Annotated in this window: 14 protein-coding genes; 12 read left to right on the top strand and 2 right to left on the bottom strand. The window is 74.0% G+C overall.

What is annotated here, in order from left to right; all coding sequences use genetic code 11:
- Positions 1–56: 56 nt before the first annotated feature.
- Positions 57–2,861, top strand: coding sequence for a lamin tail domain-containing protein (locus tag ACWDR7_RS04000; protein ID WP_449853640.1), 2,805 nt, complete (start codon positions 57–59; stop codon positions 2,859–2,861).
- A gap of 61 nt (positions 2,862–2,922) precedes the next feature.
- Here the strand turns inward: ACWDR7_RS04000 and ACWDR7_RS03995 are convergent, their stop codons facing one another.
- On the bottom strand, positions 2,923–4,491 hold the full coding sequence (locus ACWDR7_RS03995) for an ABC-F family ATP-binding cassette domain-containing protein (protein ID WP_449853639.1): 1,569 nt from the start codon (positions 4,489–4,491) through the stop codon (positions 2,923–2,925).
- A gap of 255 nt (positions 4,492–4,746) precedes the next feature.
- Here ACWDR7_RS03995 and ACWDR7_RS03990 point away from each other — a divergent pair, with 255 nt between their 5' ends.
- From ACWDR7_RS03990 to ACWDR7_RS03940, 11 genes are all read left to right on the top strand, one after another.
- Complete coding sequence (locus ACWDR7_RS03990; RefSeq protein ID WP_449853638.1) at positions 4,747–7,254, top strand: DEAD/DEAH box helicase; 2,508 nt, start codon at positions 4,747–4,749, stop codon at positions 7,252–7,254.
- A 57-nt stretch (positions 7,255–7,311) separates the two neighbouring features.
- Complete coding sequence (rsmA, locus tag ACWDR7_RS03985; RefSeq protein ID WP_449853637.1) at positions 7,312–8,154, top strand: 16S rRNA (adenine(1518)-N(6)/adenine(1519)-N(6))-dimethyltransferase RsmA; 843 nt, start codon at positions 7,312–7,314, stop codon at positions 8,152–8,154.
- Positions 8,155–8,210: 56 nt separating this feature from the next.
- Positions 8,211–9,287, top strand: a complete 1,077-nt coding sequence (locus ACWDR7_RS03980) for an aldo/keto reductase (RefSeq protein WP_449853636.1) — start codon at positions 8,211–8,213, stop codon at positions 9,285–9,287.
- Between the two features lie 7 nt (positions 9,288–9,294).
- The gene (locus ACWDR7_RS03975; RefSeq protein ID WP_449853635.1) at positions 9,295–10,227 is read left to right on the top strand and encodes a 4-(cytidine 5'-diphospho)-2-C-methyl-D-erythritol kinase; all 933 of its coding nucleotides are present in this window, start codon (positions 9,295–9,297) and stop codon (positions 10,225–10,227) included.
- Positions 10,228–10,335: 108 nt separating this feature from the next.
- Positions 10,336–10,635, top strand: a complete 300-nt coding sequence (locus tag ACWDR7_RS03970; RefSeq protein ID WP_449853634.1) for a DUF427 domain-containing protein — start codon at positions 10,336–10,338, stop codon at positions 10,633–10,635.
- 6 nt (positions 10,636–10,641) lie between these two features.
- Complete coding sequence (locus tag ACWDR7_RS03965; RefSeq protein WP_449853633.1) at positions 10,642–11,496, top strand: ABC transporter ATP-binding protein; 855 nt, start codon at positions 10,642–10,644, stop codon at positions 11,494–11,496.
- A complete protein-coding gene (locus ACWDR7_RS03960) occupies positions 11,493–12,173 on the top strand; it encodes an ABC transporter permease (protein ID WP_449853632.1) in 681 nt (226 codons plus the stop codon). Before ACWDR7_RS03965 ends, ACWDR7_RS03960 begins: the two co-directional genes overlap by 4 nt.
- Positions 12,170–12,856: an ABC transporter permease gene (locus ACWDR7_RS03955; RefSeq protein ID WP_449853631.1), complete on the top strand. Its 687-nt coding sequence runs from the start codon at positions 12,170–12,172 to the stop codon at positions 12,854–12,856. The genes ACWDR7_RS03960 and ACWDR7_RS03955 overlap by 4 nt, the downstream gene beginning before the upstream one ends.
- A gap of 23 nt (positions 12,857–12,879) precedes the next feature.
- Positions 12,880–13,788 (top strand): ABC transporter substrate-binding protein, encoded by a 909-nt coding sequence (locus ACWDR7_RS03950; RefSeq protein WP_449853630.1) that lies wholly within the window; start codon positions 12,880–12,882, stop codon positions 13,786–13,788.
- A gap of 77 nt (positions 13,789–13,865) precedes the next feature.
- Positions 13,866–15,548 (top strand): ATP-binding cassette domain-containing protein, encoded by a 1,683-nt coding sequence (locus tag ACWDR7_RS03945; RefSeq protein ID WP_449853629.1) that lies wholly within the window; start codon positions 13,866–13,868, stop codon positions 15,546–15,548.
- Positions 15,545–17,248 (top strand): ATP-binding cassette domain-containing protein, encoded by a 1,704-nt coding sequence (locus ACWDR7_RS03940; protein WP_449853628.1) that lies wholly within the window; start codon positions 15,545–15,547, stop codon positions 17,246–17,248. The genes ACWDR7_RS03945 and ACWDR7_RS03940 overlap by 4 nt, the downstream gene beginning before the upstream one ends.
- 13 nt (positions 17,249–17,261) lie before the next feature.
- Here the strand turns inward: ACWDR7_RS03940 and ACWDR7_RS03935 are convergent, their stop codons facing one another.
- Positions 17,262–19,049 (bottom strand): ABC-F family ATP-binding cassette domain-containing protein, encoded by a 1,788-nt coding sequence (locus tag ACWDR7_RS03935; RefSeq protein ID WP_449853627.1) that lies wholly within the window; start codon positions 19,047–19,049, stop codon positions 17,262–17,264.
- Between the last annotated feature and the right edge of the window lie 25 nt (positions 19,050–19,074).

Genomic DNA, 19,074 nt, shown 5'->3' with positions numbered 1-19,074 from the left:
CCGTCCCGGGCGGCGCGGCACGCCGACGCGTGCGCCCTCTCGCCAGGAGCGAATCCATGCCTGAAGACATCCCCCTCGCGCGGCGCCGCGCGACCCGGCCCGCCGCCCTCGCGGCGGTCCTCGCCGCCGGGCTCGCGCCCCTCGTCGCGGTGCCCGCCGCGGCCGCCGAGATCCCGCCCGTCGTCGTGAACGAGGTGGAGGTGAACGACGACTGGATCGAGCTCCACAACACCGGTGAGGCGGCCGTCGACCTCGGCGGCTACGTCGTCAAGGACGATGACGACGAGCACGCCCTCCCGATCGCGGCGGGGACGGTCATCGATTCGGGCGGCTTCCTCGTGATCCACACCAACCTCGACGAGCTCGGCGACGCCGGCTTCGGCATCGGCAAGGGCGACGCCGGTCGCCTCTTCGCGCCCGACGGCACGCTCGTGAGCGCGCTCGCCTTCGCGGCGGGCACGGCCACGAGCTGGGGGCTGTGCGACGGCGAGATCGTCGAGACGGCGGCCGCGACGCCCGGCGCCGCGAACGCGTGCACGCTCGACGCCGCCGAGGTGGTCGTCATCAACGAGGTCGTGACGAACGGCGACACCCCCGACGGCATCGAGCTGATGAACACCGGCAACCTGCCGGTGGACGTGGCGGGCCTGAAGCTCGCCGACGCCGACTATCCGGCCGATCAGGACCACATCCACACCCTGCCCGCCGGCTCGGTCATCGCCCCCGGCGGGTTTCTGTCGATCCCCGGCGAGGGCGACCTCGGCTTCGGCCTCGGCAAGGAGGACAGCGCGATCCTGTTCGCCGCCGACGGCGAGACGGTCATCGACCGCCACGACTGGACCGCGCACGGCAACCCGAGCTGGGGCCGCTGCCCGGACGGCGTGGGCGAGTTCGTGCTCACCGCATCGGCCACGCTCGGCGCGGCGAACGACTGCCCGGCGGTCGCGCCCTCGCCCGTCGTGATCAACGAGGTCGAGACCAACGGCGACGACACCGACTGGGTCGAGCTCTACAACACCGGTGACGCCGACCTCGACCTGTCGGGCTTCCGCTTCCGCGACAACGACGCCAGCCGCACGCCGTACGCGCTGCCCGCCGGCTCGCTGCTGCCGGCGAAGGGCTTCTTCGTCATCGACCAGGCGCAGGGTGCCGATCCCGGCTTCGACTTCGGCCTGGGCGACGGCGACGAGGCCTGGCTGTTCGAGCCCGACGGCGTCACGGTTGTCGCCTCGGCCTCGTGGGGCGCGCACGCGAAGGTCACGTACGGGCTGTGCCCCGACGGCGTCGGCTCGCTGCAGCAGACCACGGTGAGCACCAAGGGGGCCCCGAACGATTGCGAGACCGTGGTCGAGGAGCCGGTGGTCGACACCACGCCGTGGCCGGGTTCGCCGCGCACGACGCCGATCGACGGCGAGGACTGGTTCGGCGGCGACCTGAGCGGCGTCGACTACGAGGCGGCCGGCGACGGCGTGCTCTGGCTCGTCGAGAACGGCAACGGCCTGCTCTTCCGGGTCGTGCCCGACGGTTCGGGCGCCTGGATGCGGGCGGCCGGCTGGGAGGGCGGCGCGCAGCTGCGCTACCCGGACGGCGGCGGCATCCCCGACGCCGAGGGCGTGACGGTGACGGGCGCCGGATCGGCCGGTGGCGTGTACGTGGCCACCGAGCGCAACAACGAGGCCAGCGGCGTGAGCCGGCCCTCGATCCTGCGCTACGACGCGCACGCCGGCGGCGAGCTCGTCGCGACGCACGAGTGGAACCTCGCCGCCGACTTCCCCGGCCTCGGGGCCAACCAGGGCCTTGAGGGCGTGACGTGGGTGCCGGACTCCTTCCTCACGGCGCAGGGCTTCGTCGACCAGAACACAGGGCAGGCCTACCAGCCGGCGCGGTACCCCGGGCACGGCGACGGGCTCTTCTTCATCGGCGTCGAGGGCACCGCAGGCGTGTACGCCTACGCGCTCGGCTCCGACGGATCGTTCGACCGCGTGGCCGCCGTCGAGACGGGCTACGAGCTCGTCGCCGACGTGCAGTTCGACGCCGCGACCGAGACGCTCTGGGTCGTCTGCGACGAGGCCTGCGAGGGCCGGATCGGGGCGTTCGGCATCGACGAGACGGGCGCCTTCGCGGAGCGCGTGCTCTACGCGCGTCCCGCCGAGGCCGCGAACGTGGCGAACGAGGGCTTCGCGATCGGCGAGTGCGTCGACGGCGCGCGCGCCACGTTCTACACCGACGACAACGACACCGACGGCTTCTCGCTGCGCAGCGGAACGCTGAACTGCGCGGCCGGCGGGGGCGACAACGGCGGCGGTGACAACGGCGGCGGCGACAACGGTGGCGGCGACAACGGTGGCGGCGACAACGGCGACGGTGACAACGGCGACGGCACCGGCACCGGCGGCGACAACGGCAACGGCGGTGGCGGCGGTGTGCTGCTGCCCGCCCCGACTCCGGTCGACGAGTCGGCGCTGACCGAGCAGAGCCGCGGCACGATCGACGTGCGAGCGACCCTGGTCGCCGGCGACGCGTTCGAGATCGAGCTCGACGCCGCCTATGCGGGTCAGCGGATGTGGGTCTGGCTGCACTCCGAGCCCGTGCTGCTCGGCAGCGCCGTGGTCGGCGCCGACGGCACGATGCGCTTCGAGGTGCCCGACGACATGCCGCTCGGCGCGCACCGGCTCGTGGTCGTCGATGCCGCGGGCGAGGTCGTCGCGTGGGCCGACGTGCGCGTCGTCGCGCCGGGCACCGCCGAGGTGCAGCGCCTCGCGCGCACCGGCGGCGAGATCGGCGTGCTCCCGGTCGCCGGCGCCCTCGCGGTGCTGCTCGGCGCCGGGCTCGTCGCGGGCCGCCGCCTGCGCCGCGCCTGAGCGGACGACGCCGCCCCGCCGATCCGGACTGCATCCGGGTCGGCCGGGGCGGCGTCGCCGTCTACGGGGCGTGGGGCGTCTCCGTGAGGGCGCCGTCGCGCAGTTCGAGGGCGAGGTCGGGCTGCAGGCGGCGCAGGAACGCGTCGTCGTGGCTCACGACGAGCACCGCCCCGCGGAACGCCCGCAGCGCGGCCAGCAGCTGATCGGCCGTCTCGATGTCGAGGTTGTTCGTCGGCTCGTCGAGGATCAGCAGCTGCGGCGGGGGATCGGCGAGCAGCAGTCGCGCGATCGCGACGCGGAAGCGCTCGCCGCCCGACAGCGACCCGATCGGCCGATCGGCCGCCGCCCCGCGGATGAGGAAGCGGGCGAGGCGGTTGCGCAGCTGTGCCGCCGGCACGCCCGGCGCCGCCGCCTGCACGGCGTCGAACGCCGAGGCGCCGTCGTCGAGGCCGTCGATGCGCTGCGGCAGGTACGCAACGCGATCCGTGTGCAGCTGCGACGCCCCCGCGCCGCGGAGCAGCGCCTCGAGCAGCGACGTCTTGCCCGCCCCGTTCGGGCCGGTGAGCGCGACGCGCTCGGGGCCCTGGACGATCCACTCCCGCGTGCCGTCGCCGAGTGTGACGATGCGTCGCCCCGCGGCGAGGGCCGGATCCGGCAGGTCCAGGGTCACGAGGTCGTCGTCGCGGATGCGCCGGCCCGCGGCATCGAGCGCCGCCCGCGCGGCCTGCTCCTTCCCTGACGCCTCGCTGCGCAGGCGCCCGGCGGTCGCCTCAGAGGCGCTGCGCCGCGCGTTCGCGAGGATCTTGGGGAGCGACTCGGCCGCCTTCGCTCCCGCCTTCTGCCGCCGCGCGATCTTCGTCTCCGCCTCGATCCGCTGGCGCTTCTCCTTCGCGAGGACCTTCCGCGCATCGACCTCGGCCTGTCGCGCGGCCTCCTGTTCCGCCTCCAGCGCGGCCCGCCACTGCGAGTACGGCCCGCCGAACACGCTGAGCCCGCCGTCGTACAGCTCGGCGGTCTCGTCCATCAGCTCGAGCAGGTCGAGGTCGTGCGAGACGACGATCAGCGCCCCGCGCCACGCGCGCACGAGGTCGTACACGCGGGCGCGGGCGTCGCGGTCGAGGTTGTTGGTCGGCTCGTCGAGCAGCGTGATGGCGGCGCCGCGCAGCCGGATGCCGGTGAGCGCCGCGAGCATCGCCTCGCCGCCGGAGAGCTCGCCGATGCGGCGATCGAGCATGCCCGGCGCGAGCCCGGCCTCGGCGAGGGCGGCTTGGGCGCGCGCCTCGATGTCCCAGTCGTCGCCGACCTCGTCGAAGCGCGCGGGGTCGACGTCGCCCGCCTCGATCGCGCGCACGGCGTCGAGTGGCCCGGCCACGCCGAGCAGCTCGGCCACGCGCGCCGCCGTGTCGAGCGTGAGGTTCTGGGGCAGGTAGGCGACGTCGCCGTCGGCGGCGATGCGGCCCGTCGTGGGCGCGAGCTCGCCGGCCACCAGGCGCAGCAGCGTCGACTTGCCGGCGCCGTTGCGGCCCACGAGGCCGGTGCGCCGGTCGCCGAACGCGCCGCACAGCTCACGCAGGCCGACGGACCCGTCGGGCCAGGTGAAGGAGAGATGGTCGAGGACGAGAGCAGGCATGGGACCTCCCGGGTATCAGAGCAGGGGCGCGCTGATACCGGGCAGGAGAGCCTGCGGAGCTCGGGACGAGCATCGACGGATTCAGCGCGCGAGGCGCTGCACGATGCTCCGGAACCGGAGTCGACGTTCAGCGCGGATTACGCGAGGACGTCGATGAGCTTCAACGGTTCGTTCCGATCGTCGGGGACAGGTCGCGTCGATTGTACGCGCACGTCCGCGCCGTCCGTCAAGGTCGGGCCTGCGAGGATGGAGGCGATGGATACCTCGCTGCGTGATCGGATCGCCGGCACCGGCAGCGACCCGGACGGACTCTACGACGCCTTCGTCGGCTGGGCGGCCGATGGGGGAGTGACCCTCTACCCGGCACAGGACGAGGCCGTGATCGAGCTCGTCAGCGGCTCGAACGTGATCCTCGCCACCCCGACCGGCACCGGCAAGTCGCTCGTCGCGGTCGCGGCGCACGCGGTGAGCACGGCCCGCGGCGGGCGCAGCTACTACACGGCGCCGATCAAGGCCCTCGTGAGCGAGAAGTTCTTCGCCCTCGTCGAGATCTTCGGGGCGGGGAGCGTCGGCATGGTCACGGGGGACTCCTCCGTGAATCCGGACGCGCCCATCGTGTGCTGCACCGCCGAGATCCTCGCGAACATCGCGCTGCGGCGCGGCGCCGAGGCCGAGGTCGACATGGTCGTGATGGACGAGTTCCACTTCTACGGCGACCGCGAGCGGGGCTGGGCGTGGCAGGTGCCGCTCCTGCTGCTGCCGGGCGCCCAGTTCCTGCTGATGTCGGCGACCCTCGGCGACACGACCGCGATCGAGGAGGACCTCACCCGCCGCACCGGCCGCGCCACGACGCTCGTCGCCGGCGCCGAGCGACCCGTGCCGCTGCACTTCTCGTACGAGAAGCGCCCGGCGCACGACGTCGTCGAGCGGCTGCTGGAGGAGTCCGAGGTCCCCGTCTACATCGTCCACTTCTCGCAGGCGGCCGCGATGGAGCGCGCCCAGGCGCTGTCGAGCGTCAAGGTCGTCTCGCGCGAGCAGCGCGACGCGATCGCCGAGGCCATCGGCGACTTCCGGTTCACGACCGCGTTCGGCAAGACGCTCTCGCGGCTCGTGCGCGCCGGGATCGGCGTGCACCACGCCGGCATGCTGCCGCGCTACCGCCGCCTCGTCGAGACCCTCGCCCAGCGCGGCCTGATGCGGGTGATCTGCGGCACCGACACGCTCGGCGTCGGCATCAACGTGCCGATCCGGACCGTGCTGATCACGGCGCTGTCGAAGTTCGACGGCACGCGGATGCGCCGCCTCTCGGCGCGCGAGTTCCACCAGATCGCCGGGCGCGCCGGCCGGGCCGGATACGACCCGTACGGCAACGTGATCGCCCTGGCCCCCGAGCACGAGATCGAGAACGAGCAGGCGCGGCGCAAGGCGGGCGACGACCCCAAGAAGCTCAAGAAGATCACGAGGAAGAAGGCGCCCGACGGCTTCGTGAACTGGAGCGAGGAGACCTTCGAGCGCATCGTACAGGCGCAGCCCGAGCCGCTGCAGCCGCAGCTGCAGATCAACTCGGCGATGCTCATCAACGTCATCGGCCGCGGCGGCGATGTCTTCGGCAACGTGCGCGCCCTCGTCTTCGACAACCATCAGCCGGCGGCGCAGCGCTGTGCGCTCGCGCGCCGGGCCCTGGCGATCTTCCGTACGCTGCGCGAGGCGGGGGTCGTCGAGGTCACGGACCGAGGCGAGATCCGCCTCGTCGTCGAGCTGCAGCCGAACTTCGCCCTCAACCAGCCGCTGTCGCCGTTCGCGCTCGCCGCGATCGACCTGCTCGATCCCGACGATGCGCCGGGCGGCGCCGGCACGGGCCACTACGCGCTCGACGTCGTCAGCGTGATCGAGGCGACCCTGGACGATCCGCGGCAGATCCTGTCGCAGCAGGAGTACCGCGCGCGCGGCGAGGCCGTCGCGGCCATGAAGCGCGAGGGCATGGAGTACGACGAGCGCATGGAGGCGCTCGAGGAGGTCACCTACCCCAAGCCCCTCCAGGAGCTGCTCGAGCAGGCGTACGGGGTGTTCGCGTCGAGCCAGCCGTGGATCCGCGACTTCGCGCTGAAGCCGAAGTCGGTCGTGCGCGACATGTACGAGCGCGCCATGAGCTTCGCGGAGTTCGTGAACTGGTATCAGCTGGGCCGCAGCGAGGGCCTCGTGCTGCGCTACCTCAGCGACGCGTACCGCGCGATCCGCCAGACCGTGCCGGCCGACGCGCGCACCGAGGAGCTCGAGGACATCGTCGCCTGGCTCGGCGAGCTCGTGCGGCAGGTGGACTCGAGCCTCGTCGACGAGTGGGAGTCGCTCGCGGCGGGGGCCGACGCGCGCGACGAGCCCGACGCGCTGCCGCCCGCGCCGCCCTCGCTCGTGGCCAACCGCCGCGCCTTCACGGTGCTCGTGCGCAACGAGCTGTTCCGCCGTGTGCAGCTGGCCGCGCTCCAGCGTGACGAGGAGCTCGCCGAGCTCGATCCGCACATCGACTGGCCCGCGGTGCTCGACGGGTACTACGCCGAGCACGACGAGCTGCTCACCGGCGGCCCCGCGCGCTCGCCCGCGCTGTGTCGGATCGACGACTCCGAGCCGGGCATGTGGCGCGTGGAGCAGACGCTGGACGATCCCGCGCGCGATCACGACTGGCGCATCCGCGCCGAGGTCGATCTCGCGGCCAGCGACGAGCAGGGCGCCGCCGTCGTGCGCGTGACCTGGGCCGGGCGCCTCTGAGCCGCGGCGAGAGGCGAGGCGGGGTGGTTCGACAGGTCCGGATGGGATGATGGCGGGATGACCGTGACGCTGCTCGGCCCGTCGGAGATCCGCACCCTGGCCGCCCGACTCGACGTCACGCCGACGAAGAAGCTGGGGCAGAACTTCGTCGTCGACGCCAACACGGTGCGCCGCATCGTGCAGGTCGCGCGCGTGTCGGCGGAGGACCGCGTGGTCGAGGTCGGCCCCGGGCTCGGATCGCTCACCCTCGCGATCCTCGAGACCGGGGCGTCGGTGACGGCGGTCGAGATCGACCACCGGCTCGCGCGCGAGCTGCCCGCCACCGCGCGCGCCCACGGCGTGCCCGACGGCGCGCTCGCGGTCGTCGACGCCGACGCCCTGCGCGTGACGGAGCTGCCGGGCGACCCGCGCGTGCTCGTGGCCAACCTGCCGTACAACGTCTCGGTGCCCGTGCTGCTGCACTTCATGCAGACCTTCCCCGGCCTCGAGCGCGGCGTCGTGATGGTGCAGGCCGAGGTGGGGGAGCGGCTGGCCGCCCCGCCCGGCAGCAAGGTCTACGGCGCGCCGAGCGCCAAGGCGGCCTGGTACGGGCCGTGGCGGCTGGCGGGCAACGTGTCGCGCCAGGTGTTCTGGCCGGTGCCCAACGTCGACAGCGTGCTCGTCGCGTTCGAGCGCGACCCCGCGCCGCGCGGATCGGACGCCGAGCGCGAGGCGACGTTCCGCATCGTCGATGCGGCCTTCCAGCAGCGCCGCAAGATGCTGCGGCAGGCGCTCGCCGGCGCGCTGGGCGGATCGGCGGCCGCGGCCTCCGAGGTGCTGGAGCGCGCGGGCGTCGACCCGACCGCGCGCGGCGAGGCGCTGGGCATCGCGGACTTCCACCGCATCGCGCGCGCCCTCTGATCCGCTTCGAACACGCCGTGTGTCGGCGCCGCGCCGCGCCTGGGTAGGGTGAATCCATGAGCGACAGCCCCCGGTTCCGCACTGCCGCCGACATCGCCGACCTGCATCGGCCCTATGCAGCGGCGGAGGGGCGCTACGAGCGGAACGACTACCGGCAGGTGGGCGACTCGGGCCTGTACCTGCCGCCGCTCTCGCTCGGCCTGTGGTGGAACTTCGGCGACAACTTCCCGATCGACAACCAGCGCCGGCTGCTGCGCCACGCGTTCGACCGCGGTATCACGCACTTCGACCTCGCCAACAACTACGGCCCGCCGTACGGCTCGGCCGAGAAGAACTTCGGCCGCATCTTCGCCGAGGACCTGCGCCCCTATCGCGACGAGCTCATCATCTCGTCGAAGGCGGGCTTCGACATGTGGCCCGGGCCCTACGGCGACCTCGGATCGCGCAAGTACATCGTCGCCAGCGCCGAGCAGTCGCTCACGCGCATGGGCCTCGACTACGTCGACATCTTCTACTCGCACCGCACCGATCCGGTCACGCCCCTCGAGGAGACGATCGGGGCGCTCGACACGCTCGTGCGGCAGGGCAAGGCGCTGTACGTGGGCATCTCGTCGTACTCGGCCGAGCGCACGGCCGAGGCGAAGGCGATCGCCCGCTCGCTGGGCACGCCGCTCGTCATCCACCAGCCCTCGTACTCGATCCTGAACCGCTGGATCGAGGACGGCCTCACGGGCGTGCTGCGACAGGAGGGGATGGGCGCCATCGCCTTCACGCCGCTCGCGCAGGGCCTGCTCACGGCGAAGTACCTCGGCGACGGCACGGCCGAGCGCGCGCAGCAGCGCCGCTCGCTGCCGAACACCCGCCTGTCCGAGCGCGCCCTGGCCACGCTGCGCGGCCTGGACGTGATCGCCACCGAGCGCGGCCAGACGCTCGCGCAGCTGGCGATCCAGTGGGTGCTGCGCGATCCGGTGGTCGTCTCGGCGCTCATCGGCGCCTCGCGCGTGGAGCAGCTGGACGAGAACCTCGCGGCCCTCGAGGGTCCGGCCCTCACCGCCGAGGAGCTCGAGCGCATCGACGCGCTGGCCGCGGCGGCCGGCGCGGACCTCTGGGCGGAAGCGGCCACGACCGAGTGAGGCGCCGATGACCCTCGCGGAGATCTTCCCCTCGGTGCGCGTGCGCGCGCCGGGCAAGATCAACGTGTTCCTCGAGGTGGGCTGCCTCGACGACGACGGCTACCACGAGCTGGCGACGGCGTTCCAGGCCGTCTCGCTCTACGAGGACGTCGTGGCCACGTACGCCGAGGACTTCACGATGGCCGTGACGGGGTCGGTCGCGCTCGACGGCGTGCCCGTCGACGACCGCAACCTCGCGCTGCGCGCCGCGCGGCTGCTGGCCGCAGAGACGGGCTACGAGGGCGGCGTGCACCTCGAGGTGCACAAGCAGGTGCCCGTGGCGGGCGGCATGGGCGGCGGATCGGCCGACGCCGCCGCGGCGCTCGTGGCCTGCGACGCGCTGTGGGGCACCGAGCTGTCGACGGCCGCGCTGCAGCGGCTGGCCGCGCGCCTCGGTGCCGACGTGCCGTTCGCGCTGATGGGCGGCACGGCCATCGGCTCGGGGCGCGGCGACCAGCTCAGCCCCGCGCTGGCCCGCGGGCGCTTCGACTGGGTGCTCGTCACGAGCGAGGAGGGCGTGTCGACCCCGGCCGTGTACGGCGAGCTCGACCGGCACCGCGAGCGCCACCGCGTGGACATCGGCCCCGTGCCGGTGGTGCCGCAGGTGGACGCCGACGTGCTGCACGCCCTGCGCGCCGGCGACGCGGCGATGCTCGCCTCGACGCTGCGCAACGACCTGCAGGCCGCCACGCTGCAGATGCGGCCCGACCTCGCCCCGATCCTCGAGCTGGGGGAGCGCTCGGGCGCGCTCGCCGGCATCGTGTCGGGATCCGGCCCCACCCTCGCGTTCCTGTGCGGCGGGCCGGAGGAGGCGATCGACCTGCAGATCACCATGAGCGCCGCCGGGCACGTCGCCCTCCACGTGCACGGCCCCGTGCCCGGCGCCCGCGTCGTCGGCTGATCCGAGGGGCCGGCGATCCACGGCGCGGATTCGCACGGATCCGTCCCCGATGTCCGTGCCCGGCGGTATCGTCGGGGAAACGCCCGAAACCGAACGACTGGAGGGGCGATGAAGGCACTGTGGCGCGACCGCGTGGTCGCGGAGGCACCCGAGGACGAGCTGCTGCGGATCGACGGGGCGTGGTACTTCCCGCCGAGCAACGTGGACCGCGAGCTGCTGCTGGCGTCGCCCACGCCGTACACCTGCAGCTGGCGCGGCGACATCCAGTACTACTCGCTCGCGGCCGACGGCGAGGTCGCGCACGACGCGGCGTGGTGCTACCCGTCGATGCCGCCGGAGGCGATCCAGCGGATCGGCACCGACGCGCGGCAGTACCTCGCGTTCGGTCCCGCGGTGACGCTGGTCTGACGCGGGATGATCGAGTTCCGCTCCGTCCGCAAGGAGTACGCGGGGGACACGGTCGCCGTGGCCGACGTCGACCTCGTCGTGCCGTCGCACAAGACCGTCGCCCTCGTCGGGTCGTCCGGCTCCGGCAAGACGACGCTGCTGCGCATGGTCAACCGCATGGTCGAGCCCACGAGCGGCGCCGTGCTCATCGACGGCGAGGACGTGAAGGACCGCGACCCCGTGCGCCTGCGCCGCAGCATCGGCTACGTGATGCAGAGCGCCGGCCTCATGCCCCACCTGCGCGTGATCGACAACATCGCCACGGTGCCGATCCTGAACGGCGTGCCCAAGCGCGAGGCGCGCGAGCGCGCCCGCGAGCTCATGGACACCGTCGGGCTCGATCGCGCGCTCGCGGGCCGGTACCCGGGGCAGCTCTCCGGTGGCCAGCAGCAGCGTGTCGGCGTGGCCAGGGCGCTCGCCTCGGATCCGAACATCCTGCTCATGGACGAGCCCTTCGGGGCCGTCGACCCCATCGTGCGTCGCGAGCTGCAGCGCGAACTGCTGCGGCTGCAGAGCGAGCTGGGCAAGACCACGGTGTTCGTCACGCACGACATCGACGAGGCGTTCCTGCTGGGCGATGAGGTGGTCATCCTCGCGCAGGGCGGCCGCGTCGTGCAGCGCGGCACGCCCGACGAGATCCTCGAGGACCCGGCCGACGACTTCGTGCGCGAGTTCGTGGGGCTCGTCGACGGGCGGCGCGGCATGACGCTGCGCGAGACGCGCCACGGCACCGCCGTGGTCGACGGATCGGGGCGGATCCAGGGCATGCTGCGCCCCGAGCCCGCGGGCGGGGCCGCCGGCGCGGGGAGCGAGGGCCCGTGAGCTGGACGCTCGACAACCTGGGGCTGATCGGCGCACTCACGGCCGAGCACCTGCGCCAGAGCGTGCCGCCGATCCTGTACGGCCTGCTGCTCGCGGTGCCGCTGGGCTGGGTCGCCCACCGCTTCCGCCGCGTGCGCGGCCTCGTGCTCACCGTGACGGGCATCCTCTACACGCTGCCCTCGCTCGCGCTGCTGCCGCTGCTGCCGCTCGTCTTCGGCACGAGCACGCTGAGCCCGCTCAACCTCGTGCTGGCCCTCACGATCTACGCCGTGGCGATCCTCGTGCGCTCGGTCGCCGACGGCTTCGACGCCGTGGACGAGGACGTGCGGCGCGCGGCGGTCGCGGTGGGGTACGGGCCGCTGCGCGGGTTCTGGGCCGTGGAGCTGCCGCTGGCCGGTCCCGTCATCCTCGCGGGGCTGCGCGTCGCGGCCGTGAGCACGATCTCGCTCGCGACGGTCGGCGTCCTCATCGGCGTGACCAACCTCGGCTACCTGTTCACGAACGGCTTCCAGCGGCGCATCGTCGAGGAGATCCTCGCGGGCGTGGTCGCCGTGGCGCTCGTGGCGCTCGTGGTCGACGTGCTGCTCGTGCTCGCCGGCCGCGTGCTGATGCCGTGGACGACGGCGACGGCCGGGGCGCCGCGCGCCGCGGCGGCGACGGTGGGAGGCCACGCGTGAACCTGCTGCTGGACGCCCTCGCGTGGCTGTTCTCTCCCGATCGGCTGAGCGGCTCGAACGCGCTGCCCGCGGCGCTGCTCGCGCACCTGTTCTATACCTTCGTCTCCGTCGCGATCGCCGCCGTCGTCGCCATCCCACTGGGCTGGCTGATCGGGCACACGGGGCGGGGTCGCGAGATCGCCGTCGCGCTGTCGGGCGCCGCTCGCGCGCTGCCGTCGTTCGGGCTCATCCTGCTGCTCGTGCTGCTGCTCGGGGTGGCGCGCAAGCCCGAGGCCGCGATCACCGCCTTCGTGCTGCTCGCCATCCCGTCCATTCTGGCGGGGGCATACACCGGCGTGGAGGCGATCGATCGGCGCACGATCGACGCGGGTCGCGCGATGGGCATGACGGGGTGGCAGGTGCTGTGGCGCATCGAGGCGCCGCTCGGGCTGCCCCTGCTCGTGGGCGGGCTGCGCTCCGCCGTGCTGCAGGTGGTCGCGACCGCCACGCTCGCCGCGTACGTCAACCTCGGCGGCCTCGGCTACGACATCATCCAGGGCATCCAGTTGCGCCGCTTCGAGCAGGTGCTCGGCGGTGCGCTCGCCGTCGCGGCCCTCGCCCTCGTGCTCGACGGCGTGTTCGCCCTCATCCAGCGCGCGTCCGTCCCGCGCGGCACCCTCGACCCGGCGCCCCGCGCCTCCTGACCGAACGAAAGAAGGCGATCGACATGAACGCATCCAAGACCCTCGCTCTCGCGGCGACCGCGCTGCTCGGCCTCGCGCTGGCCGGCTGCGCCTCCTCCGACCCCCTCGGCACTGAGACCGAGGAGCCCGGCGGCGGCTCCGGCAACGCGATCGTCGTCGGCTCGCAGGCCTACTACTCGAACGAGATCATCGCCGAGATCTACGCGCAGGCGCTCGAGAACGCCGGCTTCGAGGTCGAGAAGCAGTTCAACATCGGGCAGCGCGAGGCGTACATGCCCTCGCTCGAGAACGGCGAGATCGACCTGTTCCCCGAGTACACCGGCAGCCTGCTGCAGCAGCAGTACGACCCCGAGACCGAGGCGCGCACCCCCGAGGAGGTGTACGACGCCCTCGTCGAGGCGCTGCCCGAGGGCCTCACCGCGCTCGAGCAGTCGACCGCGAGCGACCAGGACTCGTACACCGTGACGGCGGAGTTCGCCGAGGAGCACGGGCTCGAGACGATCGCCGACCTCGCGAACGTCGACGAGCCGCTCACGCTGGGCGGCCCGCCCGAGCTCGAGGAGCGGCCGTACGGCCCGAGCGGCGCGGAGTCGGTCTACGGCCTCGACCTGCAGTTCTCGGCGACCGGCGACACGACCGTCGAGGACCTGCTGGCCGGCACCATCCAGGTCGCGAACGTCTTCACGGCCGACCCGCGCATCCAGACCGAGGACCTCGTGCCGCTCGAGGACCCGGAGGGCCTCTTCCTCGCGTCGAACGTGGTTCCCATCGCCTCGTCCGACATCGCGGACGAGATCGCCGACGTCATCGACCCGATCAGCGCCGCGCTCACCCCCGAGGCGCTCGTCGCCATGAACGTGCAGAGCACCGAGGACGAGATGTCGCCGGCCGACATCGCGGCGCAGTGGCTGGAGGAGCAGGGGCTCGTCTGACCTTGGGCGGCGGTGGCCGGTCCCGCGAGCGGCCACCACCGATTCCCCAGCAACGCCGGTCATACGATCGAAGGGACATGTCTCACCCTCACGCCGGCGGACCCGCGCTGCCGCTGCCCGCCGCCGTGCGCGCCTCGACGCCGACCTGGGTGATGGGGGTCTCGGCCGGGATCGCGTGGGCCGGCGCGATCGCGACGGCGTTGCTGTTCGCGTGGCTCGGGCGGGTGCTCGACGGCGACGAGCCGGGCTGGGCCGTGCCCGTGGCGTGCGCGGCGGTCGCGGCCGTCTGCGCCGGAGCGGGGCCCTGGTTCTCGCAGTGGGCGGGATCGGAGGCCGAGGGGCGCCTGCGCCGGGCGGTCGTGGGCCGCGTGTTCGACCTCGGCGTGGCGGGCACCGCCGGCCGGTCGGGGCAGCTGCTCTCAGTCGCCACAGACGGCGTCGAGCGCACCGCGCACTACCGCGCGGGCTTCCTCGGGCCGATCCTCGGCGCGCTCACGACGCCGCTGATCGTGCTCGGCGTCATGGCGCTGACCGCGGACGCCGTGACGGCCGGCTGGCTGGCCCTGCTCATCCTGCTCGTGCCCGTGCTGATCGGCGGCTTCCGCCGGCTCGTCCGCCCGATCGGGGCGGCGTATCGGCGCACGCAGGGCCGACTGACGGCGGGGTTCCTGGAGGCGATCCAGGCGCTCGACACGCTCGTGTACGCCCGCGCGGCCGAGCGCGTCGCCGACGACCTCGCGGCGCGCGGCGAGGAGCACCGGCGCGGGCTCATGAGGATGCTCGCGGGCAACCAGCTGCTCATCCTCGTCGTCGATGCGGCCTTCTCGCTCACGGTGGTCGTCGCCGCCACCGTGATCGCGGCGACGCGTGCGGCCGACGGGGCGATCACGGCGGGCGCGGCCGTCGCGATCGTGCTCATGACCGTGCTCGTCATCGGGCCCGTCGACGTCATCGGCTCGTTCTTCTACATCGGCATCGGCGGCCGCGCCGCGCAGCAGCAGATCGCCGGCCACCTGTCTGGCGGGCCCCGGTCGTCGACCGGAGGGCGCGCAGTGCCCGGAGCGGAGATGGGCCGAGCGAGCGCAGCGAGCCGAGGCCAGGCCCCGCCCGGCTCGATCGTGCTCGAGCGCGTCACGGCGGGCTACCCCGGCGGCGAGCCCGTGTTGCGCGGTCTGTCGCTGCGGGTCGAGCCGGGGGAGCGGGTGGCACTCGTCGGCCCGAGCGGCATCGGCAAGTCCACGGTGTCGGCGCTCGTGCAGGCGCACCTGCGGCCCTCCGCCGGCACCGTGCTCGTCGACGGGCTCGACGCCTCGGAGACGCCGGCCGACGAGATCCGCGCGCGGCTCGCCGTCGTCGAACAGCGACCGTTCCTGTTCCTCGGATCGATCGCCGAGAACCTGCGGCTGGCCGCTCCGAGCGCGCCGGACGAGCGCCTCTGGCACGCGCTGGAGGTCGCGGGCCTGCGCGCCGAGGTCGAGCGCATGCCCGGCGGGCTCGACACCCCCGTCGGCGAGCACGGCGCGCTGCTGTCGGGCGGGCAGGCGCAGCGCCTGGCGATCGCGCGCGCCGCGCTGCGGGACGCGCCGATCCTCGTGCTGGACGAGCCCACGTCGCAGGTCGATCTGGCGGGCGAGGCCGCGATCCTCGCCGCGCTCGATCGGCTCGCGGCGGGCCGCACCGTGCTCATGATCGCCCACCGACCGGGGGCGATCCTCGCCGCCGACCGCGTGATCGCGCTCGGAGCGGAGGCGGGCGCATGAGCCGGATCGACCTGACCAGGTGGCTCATCGGCCACACCCGCCGCCTGCTCGCGCCGCTGGCCGCCTCCGTCGTGGCGCGGATCGCCAATCAGCTCCTCGGGGTCGCGCTGCTCGCGCTCGCGGCCACCGCGGTGGTGCGGGCGGCGAGCGGGGCGCCGTTCGAGACCCTGCCGCTCGTGCTCGGCCTCGTGGGGATCGCGCTGGCGAAGGCCGCGCTGCGCTACCTTGAGCACTACGCGGGGCACTGGGTGGCGTTCACGGCGCTGCAGCGGCTGCGCGAGCTGCTCTTCGCGCGCCTCATCCCGCAGGCTCCGGCCGCCACGCAGGGGCGTGCGGGCGCGGAGCTGACCGAGCGCGCCACGCGCGACATCGACCGCGTCGAGGTGTTCTTCGCCCACACGCTGCCCCCGGCCGTGTCGGCCGTGGTCGTGCCGGCCGCCGCCCTCGCGTGGCTCGCCGTGGTCGTGGACGCGCGCCTCGCCCTGACGCTGGTGCCGTTCGTGCTCGGCGCGCTGCTCATCCCGCTCGCCGCGGGCTCGGCGACGTGGCGTGCGGCGCGCGGGGTCGCGGCGGCGCGGGGCGCGATCGCCGCCCGCGCGGGCGACGACATCCAGGGCGTGCGCGAGGTGCTCGCCCTCGGCGCCGCTCCCGAGCGGCTGCGCGAGCTGGACCAGGCGGATCGCGCGCTGGCGGCGGCCCGCTCGACGTCCGGCCGCGTGCAGGCCGTGCGCGGCGGCGCGATCGTGCTGCTGCAGGGCCTCGGCGTCGCGGCGGTCGCGGCGGTCGCCGCCGCGGCGGGCCTGCCGGCCGAGACGGTCGCCGTGGCACTCGCCGTCGCGGTCGCGCTGTGGGGACCCGCCCGCGGCATCGACGAGTTCGCCACGAGCCTCGATGCGTCGTTCGCCGCCGCCGAGCGCGTGCGCCGCATCGTCGACGGCGAGCCGGCCGTGCGCGAGCCCGCCAGGCCCGGGCCGGCCCCGGCCGACGCCTCGGTCGAGCTGCGCGAGGCGACCGTGCGCCACGGCGACTTCGCGGCGCTCGACGCCGTCTCCGCCCGGTTCCCGGCGGGGGCGTGGAGCATCGTGGCGGGCGTGTCCGGCAGCGGCAAGTCCACCCTCGCGTCGCTGCTGCCGCGCGGCCGCGACGCCGATTCCGGTGCCGTGCTGCTGGGCGGCGCGGACGTGCGCGGGCTCCGGATCGACGAGCTGCGGCGGCGCGTCGCCCTCGTCTCGCAGCGACCGACGATGCTGAGCGGCACGATCGCCGAGAACCTGCGCCTCGCCGCCCCCGACGCCGCCGAGGAGCGGCTGCGCGAGGCCCTCGCCGACGCCGCGCTGGACGAGTGGGTCGACGCGCTGCCCGGCGGCCTCGACACCCCGGTGCGCGAGCGCGGCACGTCGATCTCGGGCGGCCAGCTGCAGCGCCTCGCCCTCGCGCGCGCCCTCGCCGCCGATCCCGAGGTGCTCGTGCTGGACGAGGCGCTCAGCCAGCTCGACGGCGCCACGGCCGCCCGCGTGCGCGACCGCCTGCGCGCGCGGCGCCCGGGGCTCTCGGTGATCGAGATCACGCACCGCGTCGACCTCGTGCCCGACGACGCGCGCGTGCTCGTGCTCGACGCGGGCCGCGCGGTCGACGCCGGCATCGCGGGCGACCTGCGGGCCGCCGGCGGACCGTTCGCGCGCCTCGAGGCGCGGGTCTGATCGGCGCGGCGGCTCAGCCGTCGAGCTGCTCGCCCAGCTCCAGCCAGCGCTCCTCGAGCTCGGCGACCTCGGCCTCACGGGCGCGCAGCTCGGCGCCGAGCGCGGCGAGGCCGTCGTAGTCGCCGGGATCGTGCGCGGCCATGTCGGCGTGGATCCGCTCGATGCCCGCCTGCAGGTTCTGCAGCTTGCGGTCGATCGAGGCCAGCTCCTTCTCGGCCGCCCGGCGCTCGGCGCCCGACAGGCCCGGCGCCGGCGCGGCCGGCGCGGGGGAGGGGGCGCTCGCCCGCGCCGATCCGGTGTCCTGGCGGCGCAGGCGCAGGTACTCGTCCACGCCGCCCGGCAGGTGCCGCAGCCGGCCGTCGAGCACGGCGTACTGCTGGTCGGTGACGCGCTCGAGCAGGTACCGGTCGTGCGAGACGACGAGCAGCGTGCCCGGCCACGAGTCGAGCAGGTCCTCCATCGCGGCGAGCATGTCGGTGTCGAGGTCGTTGCTCGGCTCGTCCAGGATGAGCACGTTCGGCTCGTTCAGCAGCACGAGCAGCAGCTGCAGGCGGCGCTTCTGGCCGCCCGAGAGGTCGCGCACGGGCGTGGACAGCTCCGACGAGCGGAAGCCGAGCCGCTCGAGCAGCTGGGCCGGCGTCATCTCCTTGCCGCCCGAGACGTAGGTGGACCGCTGCTCGGCCAGGATCTCGCGCACGCGGCGGTCCATCACGGGGTCGAGCTCGGCCAGGCGCTGATCGAGGTACGCCACGCGCACGGTCTTGCCGCGCTTCACGCGGCCGCTCGTCGGCTCCACCGTGCCGGCGACGAGGCCGAGCAGCGTCGACTTGCCCGCGCCGTTCGGGCCGAGGATGCCCGTGCGCTCGCCGGGCGCGATCCGCCACTCCACGTCGCGCAGCACGTCGCGGTCGTCGTACGAGACGCCCGCGTCGAGCAGGTCCACGACGTCCTTGCCGAGGCGGGCGGTGGCCAGCTGCGCCAGCTGCACGGCGTCGCGCACGGGCGGTTCGTCCTCGATGAGCTGGTTGGCCGCCTCGATCCGGAACTTCGGCTTCGACGTGCGGGCCGGCGCGCCCCGGCGCAGCCACGCGAGCTCCTTGCGCATGAGGTTCTGGCGCTTCTCCTCGGCGACCGCGGCCTGCCGCTGGCGTTCCACGCGCTGCAGCACGTACGCCGCGTAGCCGCCCTCGAACGGATCGACGATGCCGTCGTGCACCTCCCACATCCGGGTGCACACCGCGTCGAGGAACCAGCGGTCGTGGGTGACGAGCAGCAGGGCGCCCTGGTTCGCCGCCCAGCGGGTGCGCAGGTGCTCGGCCAGCCACGCGATGCCCTCGACGTCGAGGTGGTTGGTCGGCTCGTCGAGCGCGACGACGTCCCACTCCTGCACGAGCAGCCGCGCGAGCGCGACGCGGCGGCGCTGGCCGCCCGAGAGCGTGGAGACGTCGGCCTCGAGATCGAGGTCCCGCGTGAGGCCCGAGAGCACGTCGCGGATGCGCGCATCGCCGCGCCACTCGTGCTCGGGCGCGTCGCCCACGATGGCGTGGCGCACCGAATCGCTCTCGGTGAGCTCGTCGGTCTGTGCGAGCATGCCCACGCGCAGGCCGCCGCGGCGCGTGACGCGGCCGTCGTCCGGCTCCATCCGTCCCGTGAGGATGCGCATGAGGGTGGACTTGCCGTCGCCGTTGCGTCCGACGATGCCCACCCGGTCGCCGTCCGCGATCCCCACCGTGACGCCGTCGAGGATCACCTTCGCGGGGAACTCGATGCGCAGGTTCTCGCCGCCCAGGAGATGTGCCATCGCATCCAGCGTAAGCGCGCGGGCG

Source organism: Microbacterium sp. NPDC003461 (assembly GCF_053588335.1).
The sequence above is the reverse complement of the archived record's forward strand: the minus strand, read 5'-3'. Positions and strand labels throughout refer to the sequence as shown.

What these genes read in the sequence shown, in the direction of transcription:
- ACWDR7_RS04000 (WP_449853640.1), top strand. Translation starts at nt 57, where the DNA reads ATGCCTGAAGACATCCCCCTCGCGCGGCGCCGCGCGACCCGGCCCGCC.
- rsmA (WP_449853637.1), top strand. Translation starts at nt 7,312, where the DNA reads ATGACCGTGACGCTGCTCGGCCCGTCGGAGATCCGCACCCTGGCCGCC.
- ACWDR7_RS03935 (WP_449853627.1), bottom strand. Translation starts at nt 19,049, where the DNA reads ATGGCACATCTCCTGGGCGGCGAGAACCTGCGCATCGAGTTCCCCGCG.
- ACWDR7_RS03945 (WP_449853629.1), top strand. Translation starts at nt 13,866, where the DNA reads ATGTCTCACCCTCACGCCGGCGGACCCGCGCTGCCGCTGCCCGCCGCC.
- ACWDR7_RS03965 (WP_449853633.1), top strand. Translation starts at nt 10,642, where the DNA reads ATGATCGAGTTCCGCTCCGTCCGCAAGGAGTACGCGGGGGACACGGTC.
- ACWDR7_RS03950 (WP_449853630.1), top strand. Translation starts at nt 12,880, where the DNA reads ATGAACGCATCCAAGACCCTCGCTCTCGCGGCGACCGCGCTGCTCGGC.
- ACWDR7_RS03980 (WP_449853636.1), top strand. Translation starts at nt 8,211, where the DNA reads ATGAGCGACAGCCCCCGGTTCCGCACTGCCGCCGACATCGCCGACCTG.
- ACWDR7_RS03975 (WP_449853635.1), top strand. Translation starts at nt 9,295, where the DNA reads ATGACCCTCGCGGAGATCTTCCCCTCGGTGCGCGTGCGCGCGCCGGGC.
- ACWDR7_RS03990 (WP_449853638.1), top strand. Translation starts at nt 4,747, where the DNA reads ATGGATACCTCGCTGCGTGATCGGATCGCCGGCACCGGCAGCGACCCG.
- ACWDR7_RS03995 (WP_449853639.1), bottom strand. Translation starts at nt 4,491, where the DNA reads ATGCCTGCTCTCGTCCTCGACCATCTCTCCTTCACCTGGCCCGACGGG.
- ACWDR7_RS03940 (WP_449853628.1), top strand. Translation starts at nt 15,545, where the DNA reads ATGAGCCGGATCGACCTGACCAGGTGGCTCATCGGCCACACCCGCCGC.
- ACWDR7_RS03970 (WP_449853634.1), top strand. Translation starts at nt 10,336, where the DNA reads ATGAAGGCACTGTGGCGCGACCGCGTGGTCGCGGAGGCACCCGAGGAC.